At 72.1% G+C, this 22023-nt stretch carries 16 protein-coding genes and 1 pseudogene; 8 read left to right on the forward strand and 9 right to left on the reverse strand.

Annotation, left to right across the window (positions count from 1 at the left end; translation table 11 throughout):
• The 4 genes from GSY69_RS10615 to GSY69_RS10630 all read right to left on the reverse strand — a co-directional run.
• Positions 1–2451, reverse strand: a 2451-nt coding sequence (locus tag GSY69_RS10615; protein ID WP_235936487.1) for a DNA gyrase/topoisomerase IV subunit A, incomplete at its 3' end; no start/stop codon positions are given.
• 605 nt (positions 2452–3056) lie between these two features.
• Positions 3057–3779, reverse strand: a complete 723-nt coding sequence (locus GSY69_RS10620; RefSeq protein ID WP_160953823.1) for a PKD domain-containing protein — start codon at positions 3777–3779, stop codon at positions 3057–3059.
• A 95-nt stretch (positions 3780–3874) separates the two neighbouring features.
• Positions 3875–4495: a hypothetical protein gene (locus GSY69_RS10625; RefSeq protein WP_160953824.1), complete on the reverse strand. Its 621-nt coding sequence runs from the start codon at positions 4493–4495 to the stop codon at positions 3875–3877.
• Positions 4496–5220: 725 nt separating this feature from the next.
• Positions 5221–7920 carry a bifunctional acetate--CoA ligase family protein/GNAT family N-acetyltransferase gene (locus tag GSY69_RS10630; RefSeq protein WP_160953825.1) on the reverse strand — a complete coding sequence of 900 codons (2700 nt, stop codon included), beginning with the start codon at positions 7918–7920 and terminating at the stop codon, positions 5221–5223.
• 314 nt (positions 7921–8234) lie between these two features.
• Here GSY69_RS10630 and GSY69_RS10635 point away from each other — a divergent pair, with 314 nt between their 5' ends.
• Together GSY69_RS10635 and GSY69_RS10640 are read left to right on the forward strand one after the other, a co-directional pair.
• Entirely contained in the window at positions 8235–8834 is a 600-nt protein-coding gene (locus GSY69_RS10635; RefSeq protein ID WP_160953826.1) for a DUF5998 family protein, read from the forward strand.
• Between the two features lie 4 nt (positions 8835–8838).
• Complete coding sequence (locus GSY69_RS10640; protein WP_160953827.1) at positions 8839–9987, forward strand: alkaline phosphatase family protein; 1149 nt, start codon at positions 8839–8841, stop codon at positions 9985–9987.
• On the opposite strand, the gene GSY69_RS10645 is transcribed toward GSY69_RS10640, so the two are convergent.
• Positions 9941–10438, reverse strand: coding sequence for a GtrA family protein (locus tag GSY69_RS10645; protein ID WP_160953828.1), 498 nt, complete (start codon positions 10436–10438; stop codon positions 9941–9943). The two genes, GSY69_RS10640 and GSY69_RS10645, sit on opposite strands and share 47 nt — an antisense overlap.
• 112 nt (positions 10439–10550) lie before the next feature.
• Here GSY69_RS10645 and GSY69_RS10650 point away from each other — a divergent pair, with 112 nt between their 5' ends.
• From GSY69_RS10650 to manA, 6 genes are all read left to right on the forward strand, one after another.
• The gene (locus tag GSY69_RS10650) at positions 10551–11795 is read left to right on the forward strand and encodes a 5-(carboxyamino)imidazole ribonucleotide synthase (RefSeq protein WP_160953829.1); all 1245 of its coding nucleotides are present in this window, start codon (positions 10551–10553) and stop codon (positions 11793–11795) included.
• On the forward strand, positions 11792–12301 hold the full coding sequence (gene purE, locus GSY69_RS10655; protein ID WP_160953830.1) for a 5-(carboxyamino)imidazole ribonucleotide mutase: 510 nt from the start codon (positions 11792–11794) through the stop codon (positions 12299–12301). The genes GSY69_RS10650 and purE overlap by 4 nt, the downstream gene beginning before the upstream one ends.
• A gap of 51 nt (positions 12302–12352) precedes the next feature.
• Positions 12353–13498, forward strand: coding sequence for an acyl-CoA dehydrogenase family protein (locus GSY69_RS10660; protein ID WP_160953831.1), 1146 nt, complete (start codon positions 12353–12355; stop codon positions 13496–13498).
• A gap of 14 nt (positions 13499–13512) precedes the next feature.
• Complete coding sequence (locus GSY69_RS10665; protein ID WP_160953832.1) at positions 13513–15057, forward strand: LCP family protein; 1545 nt, start codon at positions 13513–13515, stop codon at positions 15055–15057.
• Positions 15058–15321: 264 nt separating this feature from the next.
• The gene (locus tag GSY69_RS10670; protein WP_160953833.1) at positions 15322–17922 is read left to right on the forward strand and encodes an NlpC/P60 family protein; all 2601 of its coding nucleotides are present in this window, start codon (positions 15322–15324) and stop codon (positions 17920–17922) included.
• Between the two features lie 162 nt (positions 17923–18084).
• Positions 18085–19401, forward strand: a complete 1317-nt coding sequence (manA, locus tag GSY69_RS10675) for a mannose-6-phosphate isomerase, class I (protein ID WP_160953834.1) — start codon at positions 18085–18087, stop codon at positions 19399–19401.
• Between the two features lie 99 nt (positions 19402–19500).
• Here manA and GSY69_RS10680 read toward each other — a convergent pair whose 3' ends face one another.
• The 4 genes and pseudogenes from GSY69_RS10680 to GSY69_RS10695 form a co-directional block, all read right to left on the reverse strand.
• The gene (locus GSY69_RS10680) at positions 19501–20163 is read right to left on the reverse strand and encodes a CoA transferase subunit B (protein WP_160953835.1); all 663 of its coding nucleotides are present in this window, start codon (positions 20161–20163) and stop codon (positions 19501–19503) included.
• 1 nt (position 20164) lies between these two features.
• A complete protein-coding gene (locus GSY69_RS10685; RefSeq protein ID WP_160953836.1) occupies positions 20165–20935 on the reverse strand; it encodes a CoA transferase subunit A in 771 nt (256 codons plus the stop codon).
• Entirely contained in the window at positions 20923–21660 is a 738-nt protein-coding gene (locus GSY69_RS10690; protein ID WP_160953837.1) for a hypothetical protein, read from the reverse strand. The genes GSY69_RS10685 and GSY69_RS10690 overlap by 13 nt, the downstream gene beginning before the upstream one ends.
• Positions 21657–22023 (reverse strand): annotated as a pseudogene (locus tag GSY69_RS10695) (coenzyme F420-0:L-glutamate ligase); the annotation flags it as partial. The pseudogene GSY69_RS10695 and the gene GSY69_RS10690, both read right to left, overlap by 4 nt.

Below are 22023 nucleotides of genomic sequence, written 5' to 3' on the forward strand. Positions count from 1 at the left end.
GGGCGCGCCGGAGCCGGCGGGCGCCTCGGCCGCGGCCTGGGCGGCGGCGTCCTCGCTGGCCCCGGTGTCGGCGCCCCGGTTGTGGGGCAGCGTGCCGATCGCGTCGATCTTCGCGTCCAGCGGAGAGCCGGAGGCATCGCGGCGGCTGAGCTCGTCCGGCAGGGCGCGCGCCCCGCCCGCGGCCGCCGCGGCCTGCGGCGCGGGCCCCGCGAAGCCGGCCGCCACCTCGGTCTCTCCCTTGAGGAACTTGTGGGCGCGCACGCCCGCCGTCGCGCGGCCCTTCGTGGGGAATTCCGCGAGGCCGCTGACCTTGATGGAGTGGGCGGGCTCGCCGTAGAAGTTCTCACCCGCGGCGATCGTGACGACGCGGTTGTCCGCGGCCGGGTCCACGAGGCCGAAGGCCACGACGCGGGCGCCGGCGGACAGCTTGATGCCGGCGACACCGCCGGCGCTGTTGCCCTGGGCGCGCAGGCCGTCCGTGCCGAAGGTCAGCAGCTGGGCGTTCGAGGCGATGAGGACCGCGCGCGCGGCGTCGATGTCCGGGAGCTGGCCGGCGCCCACCACCGAGTCCTTGCCCTTGAGGCCGATGGCCTCCCAGTCGTCGCGGTTCGGGGCATCGCCGCCGGCCACCCGCTTGATGACGCCGTTGGCCGTAGCGAGCACGTAGTCCTGTCCGATGTCGATGAGCCCCACCACCCGCTCGCCGGAGTCGACGGCCACGAAGTCGCCGATCTTCACCCCGCCGGCCAGCCCGGGCCGCGTGGCCTGGGGCGGGAGCGCGGGGAGCGCGACGACATCGACCTTGAGGACGCGGCCCTTCGACGTCACGGCGCCCACCGTGCCGCGGGTGGTGGTGGCGACCTGGGAGACGAGCGCATCGTGGCTTGCGCGCTTGCCCTCCACCGGCAGCGGGGCCAGCGAGTTCGTCCGCGCGATCCGACCGGAGGTGGACAGCAGCGCCCAGCACGGGTCGTCGGAGATCGTGAGCTCCCGGCCCTTCTGTCGGGCGGCCTTGGCCAACTGCTTGACGTCGCCCTCGACCAGCACGGTGCGCCGCGGTGACTCGATCTCATCCGCGGTGCGCCCCAGCTCGTCGGAGACGAGGGCGCGCAGGCGGCGATCGTCGGCGAGGATCGCCTCGAGTTCGGCGATGCGCTCGGCGAGCTCGTCGCGCTCGGCCTCGAGTTCGATGCGGGAGAACTTCGTGAGCCTGCGCAGCTGGAGGTCGAGGATGTAGGTGGCCTGGACCTCGCTGAGATCGAAGACCTCCATGAGGCGGGTCCGCGCGGCGGCGGCATCGTCGGAGGAGCGGATGAGCTGGACGACCTCGTCGATGTCGAGGATCGCGATGAGGAGGCCCTCGACCAGGTGGAGGCGGTCCTGGGCGCGGCGCAGCTGGTACTGGCAGCGGCGGCGCACTACGGAGATGCGGTGGTCGAGGTAGACCTCGAGGAGCGCCTTGAGGCCCAGGGTGCGGGGCTGGCCCTCGACGAGGCACACGTTGTTGATGCCGAAGGACTCCTCCATGGGGGTGAGGCGGTAGAGCTCCTCGAGCACGGCATCGGGGTTGAAGCCGTTCTTGATCCCGATGACGAGGCGCAGGCCGTGCTTGCGGTCGGAGAAGTCGTCGATCGTGGCGATGCCGGCCAGCTTCTTGGCGGTGACGGCGTCTTTGACCTTCTCGATGACCTTCTCCGGGCCCACGAGGTACGGCAGCTCCGTGACCACGATGCCCTTGCGGCGGGCGGAGAGGTTCTCGATGCGCACGGTGGCCCGCGTGCGGAAGGTGCCGCGGCCGGTCTCATAGGCCTCGCGCACGCCGGACAGGCCGATGATCCGCCCGCCGCTGGGCAGGTCGGGGCCGGGGATGTAGCGCATGAGCTCGGCGAGCTCCGCGTCCGGGTGGTCGATGAGGTGCTGGACGGCCGCGATCACCTCGCCCGGGTTGTGCGGGGCCATGTTGGTCGCCATGCCCACGGCGATGCCCGAGGCGCCGTTGATGAGGAGGTTGGGGAACGCGCTCGGCAGCACCTCGGGCTGGGTGAGCGTGTTGTCGTAGTTGGGCACGAAGTCGACGACGTCCTCGTCGAGGCCCGCGATGAGGGTCATGGACGCCTGCGTGAGGCGCGCCTCCGTGTAGCGCGGGGCGGCCGGGCCGTCGTCGAGGCTGCCGAAGTTGCCGTGGCCGTCGACCAGCGGGACCCGCATGACGAAGGACTGGCTGAGGCGCACGAGTGCGTCGTAGATCGCCGAGTCGCCGTGGGGGTGGAGCTTGCCCATGACATCGCCGACGATGCGCGAGGACTTCACGTGGGGGCGGTCCGGGCGCAGTCCCATGTCGCCCATCTGGAAGACGATGCGCCGCTGGACCGGCTTCATGCCGTCGCGGGCGTCGGGCAGCGCGCGGGAGTAGATGACGGAGTAGGCGTATTCGAGGAAGGACGACTCCATCTCCTCGGAGACGTCGATGTCGACGATCTGGCCCGCGACAGGCTTAGCCACTGGTGGACTCCTCGCGATGTTTCGAAAAGGGCCCTCCCACCCTATCGAGGTTGCAGGCGGCATCGCGGGATTTCGGGGGTGTCAGCGGTTCGGTGGCGGTCGCGGTGTTCGATTACGCGGCCGGGAGGGGTGCCTGTGGGAGGAGGTTGGCGCGTGTGCAGCGACGGTCGGGGTGCGTTTCGGCGGTCTGAGTGCGGTGGTCCCCGGGGCGGTTCACGAGTGCTGTGGGGGAGGAGTGGGTGGTGGTTGGGCAGTGGACGGTTGTGCGCCGAGCCTGGCGGGCGGGATGTCCGTCGGGGCGAGGAGGGAATCTGCGCGAGGAAGTCGAGAGGCAGCGAGTCGTGGCGGCTTGGCTTGTCTGGTTTGTTTGGTTAGCGGGTACGGCGGAGCCACGGTCGCGTCGTTCAGGGGCGCCCGGGTTGTTTCTGCGTGGCACCGGTGCCTGCGTGGCCCCGGTATCTGCGTGGACCGGGCGCTGAGGTGGCCTGCGGGCGATGGCTCGTGCTCTGCACCCGGTGTGCGAGGCAGTGACTCGGCGGCGGTTGGATCCTGGTTCAGTGGCGGCGCGAGGGGCGGCAATCGGGGCCGTCCGGGTTCTTCGCGCAGTCATCTTCGACGAGGTACTTGTGATAGCGGTAGATGGTCAGCGGCAGGGCGCTGCTGCCGACGGCCGCGGTGCCCGCGATGTCCTGCCAGCCACCGGATCCCACTCTGAACTGGCCCGTGTACGTCGTGATGACGCGGACGCTGACGCGGCCGGGCTGGCGGTAGGAGTGGAAGAGCTTGGCGGTGCTCAGCGAGGCAGGGCGGTGGCCGGGGGAGTGGCTGTTCTTCCGGGTTCCGTCGCCGAAGTCCCACTGGTACTTCACCGGCGTTGCCTTCACCGTCACCGCCTGGCCGAGGAGTGTCACGTTGATGTACTTCGTGCCTGCATCGGCCCAGAAGGCGGTCCGGCGCTTGGCCGCACCCCAGTCCGAGGGCCAGGAGTGCGGGACCGAGGGCGGGATCGCGAAGCTCTGGAAGTCGTGTTCGGTCACGGTGGGCACGGGAGGCGGTGCGGGCTCTCCGGGGTTGCCCGGATTGCCCGGTTGGTCGAGGCAGGCGGGGACACCGCCACTGCCATCGCGATGGCATTCCTGGCCGCCGCCACCGCCCCCGCCGCCGTTGTTCCCGCCGTCACCGCGATCGCCGTTGCCACCGCCTCCGCCCCCATCGTTGCCGGGATCGGGGCGCCGGTTGTCCCCGGGCCGCTCCTTCGAGCCGGAGCACTGGTTCATGCCGCCATGGATAAAATCACATCCGGCGGATGAAGCGGCAACTGGCGGAGCCACCATCAAAGGTAGAACTCCCATCAAAACATTTAGCGCAAAATTTACTGACCGCATTGTTTGTGAACTAACTCTTGTTTATTGACGCGCCATCCATCGCGTTCGTTTTGAACAATAAACCTGAATTCGCTATCAGTAGAATTGCGTTCAGATGGCGTCGTGCCGTCGCTATGAACGATCCGAATCTTGCTGTATGGCACGCATCCTCGGAACTCAGCGTCCGTTATCATCCGTGTTTTCGAGATCCTGATCAACTTAATCTGTTGCACGGTGAAGTCGTCATCCAGTCGTAAATTTTCTTTCTGTAAGGACTCCACCCCTTCTCTAACTCCTTCGAGTGCGGGGCCGGATGCCCAGTTAGCAATACCCGACTTGTTTATATCTTTCGCTTTGTAGGCGTCGTTCGCAGCATTGACGAATGAATTAAACGAAGAGGCCGCCGCATCTGCGGCCGTTTTTTGTTCCTCGGTGAGCGTCAGCGTCGTTGTGTACGGCGGAAGGGTGGGGGAGGGGGTAGCGCTGCTTTCGCCGCTTGCCGGTGGGGTGGCGAGGCCCGCGGTCTGCTCCGGGCCGCCGCAGCCGGCGGCGAGCAGGGCGACAAGCATGGTGCTCGCGGCTGCGAGCCTGAGAGCGGGGAAGCGGCGGGTGCTGCTGAGTGCGCTCATGGCGTTCCTTCGACTCTGGAGGGACATCAGCCTAGCCCCCACCGTCCCCCGAGGGAATCGTTCGCAGCCAACTGTGGATGACAGTCCTCCCGCGCCGGACAGTTGGCTCGTTCCGCGGGTGAAAGGTCGATCCTGTTCGGTTGATCGGGTCGGAACCGGACGAAAGTGACCTTTCACGGTGTGTTGGCCCTGCAGGCGGCGGTTCACGGGTGCGTACGGGCACGGTGGATGGAGGAACCCTGCGGTGGGACGCGGTGAAGGGGGTGAGCCCTCGGAGACGGTGGTGGCCTCGGAGGATGGTAGGCCCAGGAGGTTAGTGCTCCGTGATGATCGGGGTGTTAGCAGGCTGCGCGGCTGCGGCAGGCCAATCGCCGCGAGTGAAAGGTCGATTCTGTTCGGTTGGCCGGGGCGGAGCCGTACGAAAGTGACCGTTCGGGGTGCGGAGGTCTGGGGTGGTAGTTCGCGCTGGAAGACCTGTGGGGCCCGGAGCAAGAAGGCGCCGGGGGTTGCGCGGCTGCGATGGTCCAAAGCCCCGGGTGAAAGGTCAATTCTGTTCGGTTGGCTGGGGTGGAACCGTACGAAAGTGACCTTTCGGGGGGCGCAACAGACCCCGCCGCCGCGACCGCGCCGGCAGACCTCTCCGCCGCGACCCCACCGCCGCGACCTCCCCGCTGCGACCCCGCCGCCGCGTCTCCATCCCCGCGGCCGCGTCGCTCGGCGGGGCGCTATGCCATGCGGCGGCGGGACGAGTCGATGCGGCTGGCCTGGGCCGTGAGCTCCACCTTCGCGCTGAGGATCGACGATTCGCCCTCGGTCACGTTGACCGGCCGCAGGGCCACGCTGCGCACGGCGGGGAAGTCGTCGACGAGCGAGGACAGGCGCAGCAGGATGTCCTCGATCGGCGCGACGTTCATGACCGGCAGGCCCTTGTAGCCGAACAGCCGGGGCGAGGACTTCAGGCCGCGCACCATCGCGGCGGCGTCCACATCGGTCAGCGGGGCCACCCGGTGGGAGACGTCCTCGAGCAGCTCGGAGGCGTCGCCGGCCAGGGCGAACGAGACCATCGGCCCCAGCAGCGGGTCCTCGCCGGCGCGGATCGCGCACGCCAGGCCGGTGGGCGCCATCTCCTGGACGTCGATGCCGCGCTCACCGTCCGGGCCCTCGGCGGCGTCGATGACGGCCGAGATCGCAGTCCACGCCGCGCGCAGCTCCTCGGGATTCGCGATGCCCAGCCGCACTCCGCCCAGCTCCAGCCGGTGGCGCAGGCGGCGGCTCACGGCCTTGAGCGCCACGGGGTAGCCGATCTCCGCCGCCTTCTCCAGCGCCGCATCCACGGAGCCGACCGCATAGAAGGGGACGACGTGCACGCCGTACGCCGCGAGCAGGTCGCGGGCCTCCGAGCGCTCCAGGACGACGGTGCGGCCGGCGGCGCGCGCCTCGGGGTCCTCGTCCTGGGCCCGCGCCAGCGCGCCCTCGATGATGCTGCGGGCCCGGCGGTGGTCGATGCCCTCGAGCTCCGGGTAGCGGCCGCGGTCGGAGCTCTTCCACGCCGCGTACTCGGTGGCGCGCGCAAGCGACCAGACCGCGTCCTCCGGTCCCATGAAGCTGGGCACCGTGTGCACGCGGCGGCTGCCGTCCGCTCCGCGGGAGTAGGCGGTGAGCTCGTCCTTGACGCCGTGGACGCCCAGGAAGCACGCGACGGTCGTCTTGCCCGACTGCGCGGCCTCGTCGGCGAGGATCGCGGCGATCTCCTGCTCGCTGGCACCGGCCGAGGGGGTGAACGTCACCACGACGGAGTCCACCGTGGGGTCCGCGTACATCTCCGCCAGCCCCGCGGCGAAGTCCTCCGCGCTGACCTCCGGGTGCATGGACACGGCCGGCCGGTCGATGCGCAGGCCCTCCGCCCGGGCGCGCTGGATGACGAGCGTGGACAGGGCCGCGGAATTGCCGATGACGCCCACCCGGTGCCCGTGCGGCAGGGGCTGGGAGGAGAGGACCTGCGCGAGGTCGAAGAGCTGGTGGATGGAGCCCGCGCGGATGACGCCGGCCTGCGCGAGCACCTGGTCGAGGGCCTTGCCGGACAGGCTGGACACGCGCACCTGGTGCCCGGGCGGCAGCTCGCGGCCGGTCAGGTCGGACTTGATGACGATGACCGGCTTGACGCGCGCCACGCGCCGGGCGATCCGGGTGAACTTGCGCGGGTTGCCGATCGACTCGAGGTAGAGGCCCACGGTCTGCGTGACCGGGTCCTCCTCCCAGTACTGGAGGACGTCGTTGCCGGACAGGTCCGCGCGGTTGCCTGCGGAGACGAACGTCGAGATCCCCAACCCCCGCGTCTTCGCGGCCGCCAGCAGGCCCGTGCCCAGCGCCCCGGACTGGGAGAACAGGCCCAGCGAGCCCGCATCGGGCAGGAACGGCGCGAGCGAGGCGTTGAGGGAGACCTCGGGCTCCGTGTTCGCGATGCCGAACGAGTTCGGCCCGACCACCCGCATGCCGTGCGAGCGCGCCGTGGCGACCATCTCGCGCTGGAGCATGAGGCCCTGCTCGCCCGTCTCGGCGAAGCCGGAGGAGATGACGACGACGGCCTTGACCGCGTGGGTGGCGCAGTCGCGCACCACCTGCGTGACCGCCTCGGCGGGCACCGCGATGATCGCGAGGTCCACCTCGCCCTCGATGTCGGACAGCGAGGCGACGGCGGGGATGCCGGCCACGGCCGCGGCGGCGGGGTGGATGACGCTGAGCCGGCCCCGGAAGCCCGCCGCGGTGAGGTTGCGCAGCACGAGGTTGCCCGCGGTCTTGCGCTTGCGGCTGGCGCCGATGACGACGACGGAGGCGGGGTGGAGCACCGAGCGGACGCTGAGCGCCTCGGCGCGGTGCTCACGCGCCTCCTGCACCTGCAGCGACTTCTCCGTGGGGTCGATGTCGAAGCGCACCGCGACGACGCCGTCGTCGAACTCGCGGGAGATCTCGAAGCCCGCGGCGGCGAAGACCTGGAGCATGGAGCGGTTCTGGGGCAGCACCTCGGCGGTGAAGACGCTGATGCCCAGGTCCCTGGCCGCGGCGGCGAGGTGCTCGAGGAGGATCGAGCCGATTCCGCGGCCCTGGTGGGCGTCGGCGATGTTGAACGCGACCTCGGCGGAGTCGTCGTCGATCCGGTCGAAGCGCCCGATCCCGATGATCTCCTCGCCGATGAGCATGACGAGGGCCACCCGGTCGCGGTAGTCGACCGTGACGAAGCGCTTGAGGTCCTTCTCCGGGATCGTGGGCAGCGGGGCGAAGAACCGCAGGTAGATGGATTCCGGGGACTGCCGGGCGTGCATCGCGACCACCGCGTCCGCGTCGCCCGGGACGATGGGCCTCAGGTGCGCGGTGGCGCCGTCGCGCAGGACGACATCGGCTTCCCAGTCGGCGGGGTAGGCTTCCATGCCCCCATCATAGGGACCATCGCGTGAGCGGGCCCACAGTCGCACACCCCGGCGCCCGCGGCCGCTGGTCGCTGACCGCTGCGGTTCGCGCGCACCCGCTGCTCCCGCCCTCCCGCCGCCGAGGCGCGGGGCACCCGTGCGCCCACGGCACGGCCCGTGTGCCCACCGCCGCCCTGCGGACCGTTGGCCGGGCCCGGGTGCCTTTGACCGGGCCCGGGCGCTGTCTGCCACCCCAGCCCTCTCGGCCGCCCCCGGCGCTCTCGGCCCGCCCGTGCGGGGCGGGCCGCGTCAGCGGCGTGCGGCACAATGGGGGCATGAGCATTCCGCACGCCCTCGTCCGCGACCTCCAGGCCGCCGGCTACTACCCCCAGCTGACCGGCTCGATGATCGTCGAGGCGCTCTACGGCGAGCAGCTGGTCGACCACCTCGTCCATATGGACACCCACCTCGACCTCGACGCGATCCACCGCCACGTCACCGTCTTCGCGCTCACCCCCACCCGCCTCCTCCTCGCCCACGTCGACGACGAGCCGGACGCCGAGCCCGGCGCCAATCCCCGCGGCACCACCTCCACCGAGGACGTCCCGCTGGCCTCCCTGCGCACCGCGCTCATCGGGCGCACCTACGCGGATCCCGCGGAGTTCCGACCGGGCGACCGGCCCGTCGAGGTCTCGCTCACCCTGGGCTGGGGCGCGGTGCGCCGCCTCGAGCTGTTCCCGGAGACCTGCGGCGATCCCCAGTGCGAGGGCGACCACGGCTACTCGGGCTCCGCCCTGCCCGAGGACGTCACGCTGCGGGTCTCCGCCCAGGCCGAGGGCCAGGACGCCGTGGACGCCGCGGAGACGTTCGCGCTCACGCTCAAGCGCCTCGTATTCGAGGCGCGCCAGGCCGCCGGCGCGCGCACGGCCGGCTGAGGCGGTGCTCAGGCCCCCGGACTACGCGGCGGCGACGCTGCTGTCCGACATCGTGCCCCTGGCGGCCACCGCGATCGGCGCAGCCGAGGCCCTCGATGCCCCGGCCCGCGCACGGGCCGCCGCGCTCGCCCCGGGCCGCGAGCTGCGGGTGGCCGTCGTCGCCCTCATCGACGGCATGGGGGCGGCCCTCCTGCGCCGCCGCGCGGCCCACGCGCCGTTCCTGCGCTTCCTGCTGCCCGCCATGCGCCCGGCCAGCGCCGGCTTCCCGTCGACCACCGCCAATTCGCTGTCCTCCCTGGGCACCGGTCTGCTGCCCGGCGGCCACGGGGTCATGGGCTACCGGCTGCTCGACCCGGAGCGCGGGGCCGTGTTCAACCAGCTGACGTGGGATTCGGACACCGATCCGGAGGTGTGGGTGCCCGATGCGACGCTCTTCGAGCGCATCGCGGGCACCGGCGCGGACGTCGTGAGCCTGGGCGAGCCCAAGTTCGCCGGGCGCGGCCTCAACCGCGCCTCCCTGCGCGGCGGCCGGTTCCGCGGCTCGGGCACGCTGTCCGAGCGGGTCGCCCACGCCGCCGCCGAGGCGCGCGCCCCCGGCCGGCGCCTCGTCTACTTCTACTGGGGCGGGCTCGACCGCGCCGGCCACGTCTACGGCACCGACTCCTGGGAGTGGCTGAGCGAGCTCGAGGCCGTCGATGCGGCGCTGCGCGAGCTCGCCGAGCGCCTGCCCCGCGATGCGGGCCTCTTCATCACCGCCGATCACGGCATGGTCGATGTGCCCCACGCCGGGCGTCTCGACGTGGCCGAGCACCCCGAGCTGCGCGCCGGGCTCGCGGACCTGGGGGGCGAGCCGCGCGCCGTTCACCTCTACGCGAGGCCGGGCGCCGCCGCGGACGTGCGGGACGCCTTCGCGGCGGCCGTCGGGGACCGCGGCCGGGTGCTCACCCGCGCCGAGGCGGTGGCCGGCGGCTGGTTCGGCCCGGTGCGGCCGGCCAACGAGGAGCGCATCGGCGACGTGCTCGTCGTGGCCGACGGCGACTTCGGGATCGTCGACTCGCAGCGGGACTCGCCCTCGGCGCTGGCGCTGCTGGGCCACCACGGCGGGGTCAGCGAGGACGAACTGGCGATCCCGCTGCTTGCGGCGCTCGGCTGAGCTCCGGGGGAGCGGCCACGACGACCTCGCGGCGGGGCGAGGGCGGCCGGAAGACGAGCCAGCGGTAGGCGGCGTAGCGGAACAGGTTGCCCAGGGCCACGCCCACGAACGTGCCGGAGACGTTGTCGGCCAGCGCGGACGTCAGCCCCAGGGCGTAGTGGGAGACCCACAGGCAGGCCAGGGCGATGAGCATGCCGACGCCGTTGACGGCGAAGAAGGCCAGCGCCTCGGCGCCGGCGCGGGCGCGGCGGCCGTCGCGGAAGGTCCAGTAGCGCGAGCCCAGCCACGACACGGTGGTGGCGAGGACCACGGAGACGACCTTCGCCCACAGGGGGCCCACGCCCGCATCCTCCGTGCGCAGGAGGTTGAACACGCCCAGGTCCACGCAGAAGGCAAGGGTGCCCACGGCGGAGAAGCGCAGGAGGCGCACGGCCTCGGAGCGCACGCCCATGTGGTCTCCCTTCGGCCGGCGGCTCACCCATGGTAGCCCCGGGGCCGAAATCTTCAGCCGCCTCCGGCCGGTCGCTCACGGGATTTCCGGGCGCGCTCGATACAGTGGGCGCGTGACTTTTCCCAAGATCGGCGTTGTGGGCGGCGGACAGCTCGCGCGGATGATGGCCCCCGCGGCCGAGGCCCTGGGCGTGGGGTTCCACGTCCTCTCCGAGGCGGAGGGCTCGCCCGCGGCGCAGGTGTCCTCCCAGGTGACCGTCGGCGACTACCACGACTACGAGGCGCTGCTCGCGTTCGCGCGGACGGTGGACGTCCTCACGTTCGACCACGAGCACGTGCCCACCGAGCACCTCGAGGCGCTGCAGGCGGCCGGCGTGAGCGTCCAGCCCCAGCCGCAGGCGCTCGTGCACGCCCAGGACAAGCTCGTCATGCGCGCCAAGATGGACGAGCTCGGCCTGCCCAACCCGGCCTGGGCGCCCGTGTCCAGCACGGCGGAGCTCGCCGCGTTCGGCGAGCGCGCCGGCTTCCCGCTCATCCTCAAGACCCCGCGCGGCGGCTACGACGGCCACGGTGTGCGCGTCATCGACTCCGCGGCCGAGGCCGCCGACTGGTTCGCCGAGGCGCCCGGCCCGCTGCTCGCCGAGGAGAAGGTCGACTTCGCCCGCGAGCTCGCCGTCATGGTGGGCCGCTCGCCGTCCGGCCAGACGGCCGTGTGGCCGGTCGTCGAGACCTACCAGCGCGATGGCATCTGCAAGGAGGCCATCGCCCCCGCCCCCGGCCTGCCCGCCGAGCTCGCCGAGCGCATCGCCGGCGATGTCCTCACCGTCGCCGGGGCGCTGGGCGTCACGGGGGTCATGGCGATGGAGTTGTTCGAGACGCCGCAGGGCTACGTCGTCAACGAGCTGGCCATGCGCCCGCACAACACGGGCCACTGGACGCAGGACGGGTCGGTGACCTCGCAGTTCGAGCAGCACCTGCGCGCCGTGCTCGACCTGCCCCTGGGCGATCCCACCGCGAAGGCCCCGTTCACCGCGATGGGCAACGTGCTGGGCGCCGAGCACGAGGACCTCTATCGCGCCTACCTCCACGTGCTCGCCCACGACCCGCAGGCCAAGGTCCACATGTACGGCAAGTCCGTGCGTCCGGGCCGCAAGCTGGGCCACGTCAACGTCAGCGGCGCGGACCCGGTCGAGGTGCGCGCTCGCGCCCGCCACGCCGCCGACTACATCGCCGGCACGGATCCCGACCCACACCCGCGCCACGGCCGGTCGGACGGGCCCGCGCGGGCGGCCGGCGCCTCGGCCGCGGAGAGCAGTGCACGGGCGGAGAGCACCGCGCAGACGGGGGCCGGGGCATGAGCGCCGACGTCGGCATCGTCATGGGCTCGGACTCCGACTGGCCCACGATGGAGGCGGCCGCCCAGGCCCTCGAATCGCTGGGGGTCTCCCACACGGCGGAGGTCGTCTCCGCCCACCGCATGCCCCACGAGATGATCGCGTGGGGCGCCGGCGCCGCCGAGCGCGGGCTGCGCGTCATCATCGCCGGCGCCGGGGGAGCGGCCCACCTGCCGGGCATGCTCGCCTCCGTCACGCCGCTGCCCGTCATCGGCGTGCCCGTCCCGCTCGCGCGCCTGGACGGTATGGACTCCCTGCTGTCGATCGTGCAGATGCCCGCCGGGGTCCCGGTGGCCACCGTGTCGATCGGCGGGGCGCAGAACGCAGGACTGCTCGCCGCCCGCATCCTGGGCGCGGGCGAGGGCGAGAGGGCCGCGCGGATCCGCGCCCGGCTCGATGCCCACCGAGACGAGCTCAGGGCGAGCGCGGAGGCCAAGGGCCGCGCCCTCATGGAGCGCCAGGGCCGCTGAGGCCCGGCCGGCGCCGCGGGCGCCGGCCGCACACCCGACGAAAGGACGCACATGTTCGATCAGTTCCAGCTCAGCGAGGAGCACGAGGAGATCCGCTCCGCCGTGCGCGATGTCGTCGAGGCGAAGATCGCCCCGTTCGCCGCCGAGGTCGATGCCGAAGCGCGGTTCCCGACCGAGGCGCGCGACGCGCTGCTCGCCACCGACTTCTTCGCCCCCCACGTGCCGGAGGCGTACGGCGGAGCGGGCGCGGACGCGCTGGCCACCGCCATCATCATCGAAGAGGTGGCCCGCGGCTGCACGTCGTCCTCCCTCATCCCGGCGGTCAACAAGCTCGGCGGGCTGCCCGTCCAGCTGGGCGGTGACGAGGAGATCAAGCAGAAGTACCTCACACAGCTGGCCCAGGGCCACGGCTTCTCCTACGGCCTGTCCGAGCGCGAGGCCGGCTCGGACACCGCGAGCATGCGCACCCGCGCCGTGCGCGACGGCGACGACTGGATCCTCAACGGCGTGAAGACGTGGATCACGAATGCCGGCGAGTCCGACTTCTACACCGTCCTCGCGGTCACGGACCCCGACGGCAAGCGCGGCAACAACATCTCCGCCTTCGTCGTGGAGAAGGGCGACGAGGGCTTCACCTTCGGGGAGAAGGAGCGCAAGCTCGGCATCAAGGGCAGCCCCACCCGCGAGCTGTTCTTCGACAACGTCCGCCTGCCCGGCGACCGGATCATCGGCTCGGAGGGCCAGGGCCTCAAGATCGCGCTGCGCACCCTCGACCACACGCGCGTGACGATCGCGGCGCAGGCCGTGGGCATCGCGCAGGGCGCGCTGGACTACGCGATCGGCTACATCAAGGAGCGCAAGCAGTTCGGCAAGCGGATCGCGGACTTCCAGGGCATCCAGTTCATGGTCGCGGACATGGGCACGAAGCTCGAGGCCGCCCGCCAGCTCACCTACGTCGCCGCGGCCAAGAGCGAGCGCGAGGACGCGGACCTCGGCTTCTTCGGCGCCGCCGCCAAGGCCTTCGCCTCGGACGCCGCGATGGAGATCACCACCGACGCCGTCCAGCTGCTGGGCGGGGCCGGCTATGTCCAGGACCACCCGGTGGAGCGCATGATGCGCGACGCCAAGATCACCCAGATCTACGAGGGCACCAACCAGGTGCAGCGCCTCGTCATGGGACGGAAGCTGCTGGGCTGAGTCGGATGGAGGAGATGGAGGACCAGCCCCGCACCGGCCCACGGCGCAGGCTCCAGTACGTCGACCCGCTGCGCAATCCCCGCAACGCGCCCGTGCGGCAGCGCAACCTGCGCGGCTGGATCCTCCTATTGTGCTCGGCGCTGCTGCCCGGCTCCGCGCAGTCGGTGCTGGGCGCCCGGCGCCGCGCCCGCCTCTCGCTGACGATCACCCTGGGCAGCTGGGCGCTGCTGCTGGGCCTGGCGCTGTGGTCGCTCTTCAGCCGCCGCCTGCTCCTGGGCTTCGGGACGAACCCCGTCCTCATCGCGGTCCTCATGGTGTGGGTGGTCATCGCCGCCGCGAACTGGGTGCTGTGCATGCTCGACACGGTGCGCCGCATCCGGCTCGTCTCGCTGGGCCGGCGCACCCGCGGCGGACTGCTCGCCGCGGCGCTCGTCATGGTGCTCGTCGTGTGCGGCGGGACCGTGTGGGGCACCTCGATGCTCAACTCCCAGCGCGCGCTCATCAGTGACGTCTTCGCCAACGGGCGCGGGGTCAAGCCGGTCGACGGGCGCTACAACATCGCGCTGTTCGGCTCCGATGCCGGTAAGGGGCGCACCGGCGTGCGCCCGGACAGCCTCTCGGTCGTCTCGATCGACGCGAAGACCGGCAAGTCCGTGGTGATCGGCGTGCCGCGCAATCTGGAGAACGTGCCCTTCCCCGACGGCTCGGAGATGAAGAAGGCCTATCCCAACGGGTTCAACTGCGGCGACGAGTGCCTCATCAACGCCGTGTACCAGGCCGGCGAGCAGCACAAGAAGCTCTTCAGCGGCGACGTGCCGGCCGGCGTGCAGGCAACCGAGCAGGCGCTCCAGGGCGTGACCGGGCTGCCGATCCAGTACTACGCGATGATCGACCTCAAGGGCTTCCAGCAGCTCATCGACGCGATGGGCGGCATCACGCTGACCTCGAAGGTGCGCGTGCCGATCTCCTCGAAGGTCAACCCCGCCACCGGCCGGCACGGCAAGCCGCTGGGCTGGATCGAACCGGGGGAGAACATCCACCTCGACGGCCGCAGCGCCCTGTGGTACGCCCGCTCCCGGGAGTTCGCCAGCGACTACGCGCGCATGGTCCGGCAGCGCTGCGTGCAGGAGGCCATGCTCAAGCAGATGGACCCCACGACCCTCATCGGGCGCTTCCAGGACATCGCCAAGGCCGCCCCGAACGTCGTGTCCACGGACATCCCGGAGGGCCAGGTGAACATGTTCGTCGACCTCGCGCTCAAGGCGAAGTCGCAGAAGATGGACCGGCTCAACCTCACGCCGCCGCTCATCACGCCCTCGCGGCCGGACATCGGCAAGATCCATTCGCTCGTCGGCGATGCCATCGCGCAGGCGGAGTCGGACGCCCAGTCCGCGGGTTCGCCCCTGAATGCGCGGCCGGACGCCTACGAGGCGCTGGCCCCGGCCGGCTCCGGGCAGGCCGCGGCCGCTGCGCCCGCGGGGGCGCAGGACGTGCGGGCGGCCTCGACGTCCAGCACGGGCAAGCAGAAGGACGACGCCTCGATCTGCTCCGTGTCCTAAGCGCAATTCGCGCCCGCGCACGGCTGAGTGTGCGCTGAAAGTTCCGCCGGAAGGTCCTCTGAGGCCTTCCGGCGGAACTTTTTTCGTCCGCGCGTCGCCCGGAAACACGCGGAACGACACCGTTGTAATTATGGTTTTGCGAAGAAAGTCCAGTGTGACACGCCGCAACCTGTGTAACAATTTTGAGATGTTGAGCTGAAACATCACATCCGGTGGTGACCTTCGGCGGCCTTCCTTCCCTGTCTTCCCTGCAAAGGCTGAACCATGAAATCTGCACTGACTTCCGCAGCCGTATGCGCGGTGGCGGCGATGGTCTCGACCATCGGCCTCACGCCCGCCAGCGCGGCCCCCGCGCAGACCGTCACCCCGTCGATCGGCGAACACGCCCTGACGGCGCTCAGCGAGGAGGGCCTCCAGGCTCCGGGTGCCCGCGATGCTTCGGGCCAGACCTCCCAGATCGCCAACCAGTCCACGCGCAACCTGCCCGACGTCTTCCGGGCGCCCGCCGCGCTCGAGCGGCTGCGCTTCACCGACTCCGGCACGCTCGGCACCTTCGGCGGGGAGCGGTCCGCCCAGTCCGCGGCGCTGACGAACGGCGACTCCGGCGCGGACAGCGGCCAGGGCGAGCTCGACGGCGGGGACGCCTCGGTCCCTGCGCAGAGCCCCTCGCGCTCGGCCAAGTCCCAGGACGGGCAGGAGGCCCAGGGTGAGCTGGACGGCGGGCAGAAGTCCGCGCAGCCCACCCCGGAGATCTCCGGCGGCGTGGAGGACAAGACGGAGGACGGTGTGAAGATCGCCGCCATCTCCGATCCCCTCGACGTCCCCTCCGATCACGCCTCGGTCGTCGGCGTCACCTCGGCCGTGGAGAACGGCGCGAAGATCGAGGTCCGCACCCGCACCGGTGCGGACCAGTGGGGCGACTGGAGCGCCCTGGACTACGAGGTCAGCGAGTCCGACGAGGGTGGCGGCACCCCGGGCACCGCCCCGTTCGTCGTGAGCGACGCCTCGGCCGTGCAGATCCGCGTGCTGGGCGAGCGCGCCCCCGAGGGCGCCAAGCTCGTCATCGTCGATCCCAAGAAGTCCGCCGGCGACAGCGCCGCGGTGAGCGCGAACGCCCCCGCCACCCGGGCCCAGGCTGCGGCCCCCGATGCGGCCCAGCAGGGAACTGCGGGCCAGGCGGCCGGCGCCGACGGCACCGCCGCCGCGCAGAGCGCCGCGTTCAGCGCGGGCAGCGCGACGGTGGAGAACACCGCCGTGAAGAAGGTCTCCAAGCCCGCGATCGCCTCGCGCTCGGCCTGGGGCGCCAACGAGTCGATCCGGAAGGGCTCGCCCAGCTACGCGAGCTCGATCAAGGCCGCGATCGTCCACCAGACCGAGGGCTCGAACTCCTACAGCGCCACGGACGTGCCCGGCATCATCCGCGGCATCTACTCGTTCCACGTCAAGGAGCGCGGCTGGGCCGACATCGGCTACAACGTGCTGGTCGACCGGTTCGGCCGCGCCTGGCAGGGCCGCGCCGGCAATGTCGACAAGCCGGTCGTGGGCGCCCACGCCCGCGGCTACAACTCCGGCACGTTCGGCATCTCCGTCATGGGCTCGTTCAACAAGGCGCAGCCCAGCTCCGCCGCCGTGACCGCGGTGGAGAACACGATCGCCTGGAAGCTCTCCGGCTCCGGCGTCGATGCGAAGTCGAAGGCCACCGTCGCGGGCAGGACGATCAACGCGATCTCCGGCCACCGCGACGTGGGCAACACCGACTGCCCGGGTGCGAACCTCTACGCGAAGCTGCCGGCCATCCGCACGGCCGTCGCGAAGATGCAGTCGAGTGGGCAGTCCAAGCCCGCCGAGACGCAGCAGCCCACGCAGAAGCCCGCCCAGCAGACGACGATCCAGAAGGCCTACAAGGGCCGGGAGAAGCAGCTGGGCGCCCCGGTGGGCCGCGAGACGAAGCTCGACGACGGCGCCTTCCAGCAGTACCGCAACGGCTACATCACCTGGCAGTCCGGCAAGGGCACGAAGGTCATCGCCGGCGCGATCGCCCGCGCGTGGAACGCCCAGACCCGCAAGGCGCTCGGGCTGCCCAAGAACGGCGAGGCGAAGCTGGCAGGCGGCGCCTACCAGTCCTTCGCCCGCGGCGACATCCACTGGTCGAAGGCCGGCGGCGCCCACGCCACGAGCGGGGACATCCGCCGCTACTGGGGCGCGAAGGGCTACGAGCGCGGCCACCTGGGCTACCCGACCTCCGACGCGACGTGCACCGGCTCCGAGCGCTGCGAGCAGAACTTCACCGGCGGGCGCGTCGCCTGGACCAAGGGCGTGGGCGTGACCGAGTCCTCGCTCGGCGGCTCGCTCAACGCGGGGGTCCGCGACCAGAACCCCGCGCCCAGCACCCCCGCCCCGACGAAGAAGCCGACGCCTGCGCCCACGCCGACGCAGACGAAGAAGCCGACTCCCAAGCCGACGCAGACGAAGAAGCCGGCGAAGAAGAAGACGAAGGCACAGCTGCAGGCCGAGCAGCGCAAGGCCATCATCAAGGAAGCGCGCAAGCACCTGGGCGTCCGCTACGTGTGGGGCGGCACCTCGCCCACGCGCGGCTGGGACTGCTCCGGGTACGTGCAGTACGTGTTTGCGAAGAACGGGATCAAGCTGCCCCGCACCTCCGGTGCGCAGAAGGCAGCAGGGGAAGTGATCCGTGTCTCGCAGGCGAAGCCGGGCGACCTCGTCTGGCACCCGGGCCACATCGCGATCGTGTCCGATAAGAAGGGCTACCTCATCGATGCCGGCTCGCCGCGCACGGATACGTCCGAGCGCAAGTGGGACTGGATGCTCAACAGCGGTGGACGCATCATCCGCGTCATCGACTGAGTCCAGGACGACCACCACCCGAGCGGGGAGGGCGCGGCTGCGCCCTCCCCGCTCGCTGCGTGCCGGCGCGCCCCAGGTCAGCGGCCCACGGCGGCCCCCGGGACTTTGCCCCGCGTTCACCTGGGTCCCGTAGGCTGGGGCCGCCGAGGAGAGGGAGAGTGGATGCTGCGGCTTTGCAATGCGGTGCGCGACTACGCGTGGGGCGACACCCGCGCGATCCCCCGCATCCTGGGACGCGAGCCGGACGGCACCCCCGCCGCCGAGCTGTGGGTGGGCGCCCACCCCGGCGCCCCCTCCACGACCGCCGACGGCCCGCTCGACGCGGTCATCGCCGCCGATCCACAGGCGGCACTGGGCAGGGCCAGCGCCACCGCGTTCGGCCCCCAGCTGCCCTTCCTGCTCAAGGTGCTCTCCGCGGCCACCGCGCTGTCCATCCAGGTGCACCCGAGCCGCGAGCAGGCCGCCGCCGGCTGGGCCCGCGAGGAGGCGGCCGGCATCGCGCGCGACGCCCCCGAGCGCTCCTACCGCGACGCCAACCACAAGCCCGAGCTCGTCTGCGCGCTCGGCGACTTCGACGCCCTGTGCGGCTTCCGACCGCTCGCCGCGACCCGGGCGACCATCGCGCGCCTGCGCTCAGTTGCGGCCGGCCTGCCCGTCGAACAGCGCCTGCTCGACGCGTGGGCGGACGCCCTCGCGGCCCCCGCCGAGGCGCAGGCGCTGCGGGCCGCCGTCGAGCTGCTCCTGGGCCGCTGGGAGGACTACGGCGCACTCGCCCGGACCCTGGCCGAGCGGATCGGCGTGGGCAGTGCCGCCGATGCTGCCGGCGCGGCTGCCGGTGCCCCCGGTGCCGACGCTGCTCCCGGTGCCGACGGTGTCGGTGCCGCTGATGGCGGGTCTGCGCCGGGCGCGCCGGCGCCGGCCGCGGTCTCCGCGGACGGCAGCTGCACGGACCCCCTCGAGACGCTGCGCGAGCTCAGCGCGGACTTCCCGGGCGACCCCGGGGCGCTCGTCGCGCTCATGCTCAACCGCGTGCGGCTGCGCGAGGGGCAGGCGCTGTTCCTCGACGCCGGCGTCCCGCACGCCTACCTGGGCGGCCTCGCCGTGGAGGTCATGGCGGCCTCGGACAACGTGCTGCGCGGCGGCCTGACCGCCAAGCACATCGACGTGGCCGAGATGTCCGCGATCGTGGCCTACCGGGTCATCGCCCCCCGCGTGCTCGCCCCCGACCGCCGCGGCGTCTACCCCGCTCCAGTCCCGGACTTCAGCCTGGCGCGCGTGCGGCAGGCCCGCGGCACCGCGCTCTCGCGCTGCGGGGCGGCCGAGGTGCTCTGCCTCGATGGGGAATTCGTGCTCAGCGCCGGCGGTGAGGCGCTCACGCTGCGGCGCGGGCAGAGCGCGTTCGTCCCCGCCGCCGCGCCCGAGGTGCGGCTCACGGGGGTGGGCCTGCTCTTCACGGCCACCACCGGCCTGTGTGAGTAGCGCTGGGCGGCCACGGTGGCGCGCGCTGCGCGCGTTTCCCACGGGGCCTGAGCCAGCCCCGGCGAGCAGGCCGGGACCGGCGGGATCCGGCCCCGGCGATCAGGCCGGGACCGAGACCTCGGCGACCTCGTCGGGGACCGTGAGGGGCGCCGCGGTCTTGTCCCGCACCTCGTCGACGGTCACACCGGGGGCGGTCTCGACGAGCGCGAACCCGGAGCCCGTGACGTCGAGGACGGCCAGGTCGGTGATGATCCGCTGGACGACGCCCTCGCCGGTGAGCGGCAGCTTGCAGGACTCGAGCAGCTTGGGGCTGCCGTCGCGGGCGACGTGCTCCATGATGACGAGCACGCGCTTGGCGCCGTGGACCAAGTCCATCGCGCCGCCCATCCCCTTGACCATCTTGCCCGGGATCATCCAGTTGGCGATGTCGCCGTTGCCGGCCACCTGCATCGCGCCCAGGATCGCCGCGTCGATCTTGCCGCCGCGGATCATCCCGAAGCTCGCGGCGGAGTCGAAGTAGCTGGCGCCCGGGAGCATCGTGACGATCTCCTTGCCCGCGTTGATGAGGTCCGGGTCGACCTCGTCCTCGCGCGGGTAGGGGCCGACGCCCAGCAGGCCGTTCTCCGACTGGAGGACGAGGTCGACCCCGGCCGGGATGTAGTTCGGCACGAGGGTGGGCAGGCCGATGCCGAGGTTGACGTACGAGCCGTCCTCGAGCTCCTGGGCCGCTCGGGCGGCCATCTCATTGCGCGTCAGTGCCATCTCAGTCCTCCCGCAGGGTCATCTTCTCGATCGGCTTGTCCGCCACCTGGTCGGCCGTGAGCACCACGACGCGGGTGACGTAGACGCCCGGCAGGTGGACCTCGTCCGGGTCGATCTCACCGGGCTCGACGAGCTGCTCGACCTCCGCGATCGTCACCGCGCCGGCCTGGGCCGCGGGCGGGTTGAAGTTGCGCGCCGAGGAGTGGAAGACGAGGTTGCCGTGCCGGTCGCCCTTGGCCGCGCGGACGAACGCGAAGTCGCACGGCAGCGACTCCTCGAGCACGTACTCGCGCGGCTGGCCGAACGTGTCGAGCACCTTCGTCTCCTTGGGCTCGGATGCCTCGACGACGCTGCCCTGCGAGTCGTACTTGAACGGGATGCCGCCCTGCGCCACCTGCGTGCCCGCCCCGGTGATCGTGTAGAACGCCGGGATCCCGGCGCCGGCGGCGTGCAGCTTCTCCGCCAGCGTGCCCTGCGGGGTGAGCTCCACCTCGAGCTCGCCGGAGAGGTACTGGCGGGCGAACTCCTTGTTCTCTCCCACATAGGAGGCGATCATGCGCTTGATCTGGTGCGTCTGGAGCAGCAGCCCCAGTCCGCGGCCGTCGACGCCCGCGTTGTTCGACACCGCGGTGAGGTCCTTCGCGCCCTGGTCGCGCAGCGCCCGGATGAGGAATTCGGGGACCCCGACGACGCCGAAGCCGCCCACGGCCAGCCGCGCTCCGTCGAAGATGTCCGCGACCGCGTCGGCGGCCGATGCAACTACTTTGTCCATGCGCCAATTGTGGCATGTCCCACGTCCGGTGCGCCGGGCGGTCCGGATTCTGCGGGGGCGCCGGTGCCGGGGGCATCGGCGGTGCTCAGCAGTCCGCCGGCGAGCGCGGCGAACGCGCGCCCGGCCTCGGCGGCATCGCGCGGCCAGCCCGCGAGCTCCACCGCGCCGGGGGCGGGGGCGGGCACCGGTGCGGCCGTGGGCGGTGAGTCCGGCGCGCTGAACTCGATGCTCCCCTGCGGGGCCAGCGCGACGACGTCCGGGTGCGCGCGGATCTCCGCGTTGTAGTCGCGGGTCTCCGCGGGCGCCTCGGCGGCCAGGGCGAGCGGCGCCTCCGCGTAGACGAACAGCTCGTCCGCACCGGCGGTCGCGGCGGCCTCGGCCAGGGCCTCCGGGGCGAGGGCCGCGTGCGGCCCGTCCGGCGGCTCGGCGCTCGGGCGCGCCAGGCGCACGGGGGCGCCGAGCGCCGCGGCCGACAGCGCGGCGAGCAGGGCCCGCCAGTGCAGGTAGCCGGCCGGCGGAACCACGATGAGGAGGGCGCAGTCGGGGCCGACCCCGGCCTCGGCGAGCAGGCTGGCGCCCTTGTACGCCCAGTTCGCGCACACCCGGCCGGTGAGCTCGAGTGCGCCATCGGCGCCGCTGTAGGCCAGTGCGGGCCCCGGCCGCCGAGCGAGCGCGGCGATGAGCGCGGTGGTGTCGGACACCGGCTGCGGATCCTCGGAGGTCATGGGCGGTCCTCTCGTTCGGGTGCGGCCAGGCCGATCTCGACGCGGACGGCCAGTGGGGCGCCGGTGGCACCCCACTCGATGTGCACGGTGCCGTGCAGCCCCTCGATGCGCAGGGCCGCGAGCAGCCGGTCGGTGAGCGCGCCCAGCCCGATCGTCGCCTCGAGGAGCGGATGGCCCCCGGCGCTCGAGCGCGCGGGCTCGGGGGCGGACTCGATTGCGACGAGCGAGCCGGCCCCGCGCGCGGCGAGCAGCCAGGCGTCCTCGCCGACGGTGCTCGCCGCGGCATCGCGCACCGTGGCGATCGCGCGGCCCACGCGCGCGCCCACGTCGTCGCTGCCGTCCCCGGCCGGCGGGGGCGCGGCC

It is taken from the genome of Brevibacterium rongguiense (assembly GCF_009857845.1).
Classification (GTDB): domain Bacteria; phylum Actinomycetota; class Actinomycetes; order Actinomycetales; family Brevibacteriaceae; genus Brevibacterium; species Brevibacterium rongguiense.

Bases quoted from the DNA above. Each gene is read 5' to 3' on its own strand.
- GSY69_RS10685 (WP_160953836.1), bottom strand. From the start codon at position 20,935: ATGGACAAAGTAGTTGCATCGGCCGCCGACGCGGTCGCGGACATCTTC.
- purE (WP_160953830.1), top strand. From the start codon at position 11,792: ATGAGCGCCGACGTCGGCATCGTCATGGGCTCGGACTCCGACTGGCCC.
- GSY69_RS10660 (WP_160953831.1), top strand. From the start codon at position 12,353: ATGTTCGATCAGTTCCAGCTCAGCGAGGAGCACGAGGAGATCCGCTCC.
- GSY69_RS10630 (WP_160953825.1), bottom strand. From the start codon at position 7,920: ATGGAAGCCTACCCCGCCGACTGGGAAGCCGATGTCGTCCTGCGCGAC.
- GSY69_RS10670 (WP_160953833.1), top strand. From the start codon at position 15,322: ATGAAATCTGCACTGACTTCCGCAGCCGTATGCGCGGTGGCGGCGATG.
- GSY69_RS10645 (WP_160953828.1), bottom strand. From the start codon at position 10,438: ATGGGCGTGCGCTCCGAGGCCGTGCGCCTCCTGCGCTTCTCCGCCGTG.
- GSY69_RS10625 (WP_160953824.1), bottom strand. From the start codon at position 4,495: ATGAGCGCACTCAGCAGCACCCGCCGCTTCCCCGCTCTCAGGCTCGCA.
- GSY69_RS10680 (WP_160953835.1), bottom strand. From the start codon at position 20,163: ATGGCACTGACGCGCAATGAGATGGCCGCCCGAGCGGCCCAGGAGCTC.
- GSY69_RS10690 (WP_160953837.1), bottom strand. From the start codon at position 21,660: ATGACCTCCGAGGATCCGCAGCCGGTGTCCGACACCACCGCGCTCATC.
- GSY69_RS10635 (WP_160953826.1), top strand. From the start codon at position 8,235: ATGAGCATTCCGCACGCCCTCGTCCGCGACCTCCAGGCCGCCGGCTAC.
- GSY69_RS10665 (WP_160953832.1), top strand. From the start codon at position 13,513: ATGGAGGACCAGCCCCGCACCGGCCCACGGCGCAGGCTCCAGTACGTC.
- GSY69_RS10620 (WP_160953823.1), bottom strand. From the start codon at position 3,779: ATGAACCAGTGCTCCGGCTCGAAGGAGCGGCCCGGGGACAACCGGCGC.
- manA (WP_160953834.1), top strand. From the start codon at position 18,085: ATGCTGCGGCTTTGCAATGCGGTGCGCGACTACGCGTGGGGCGACACC.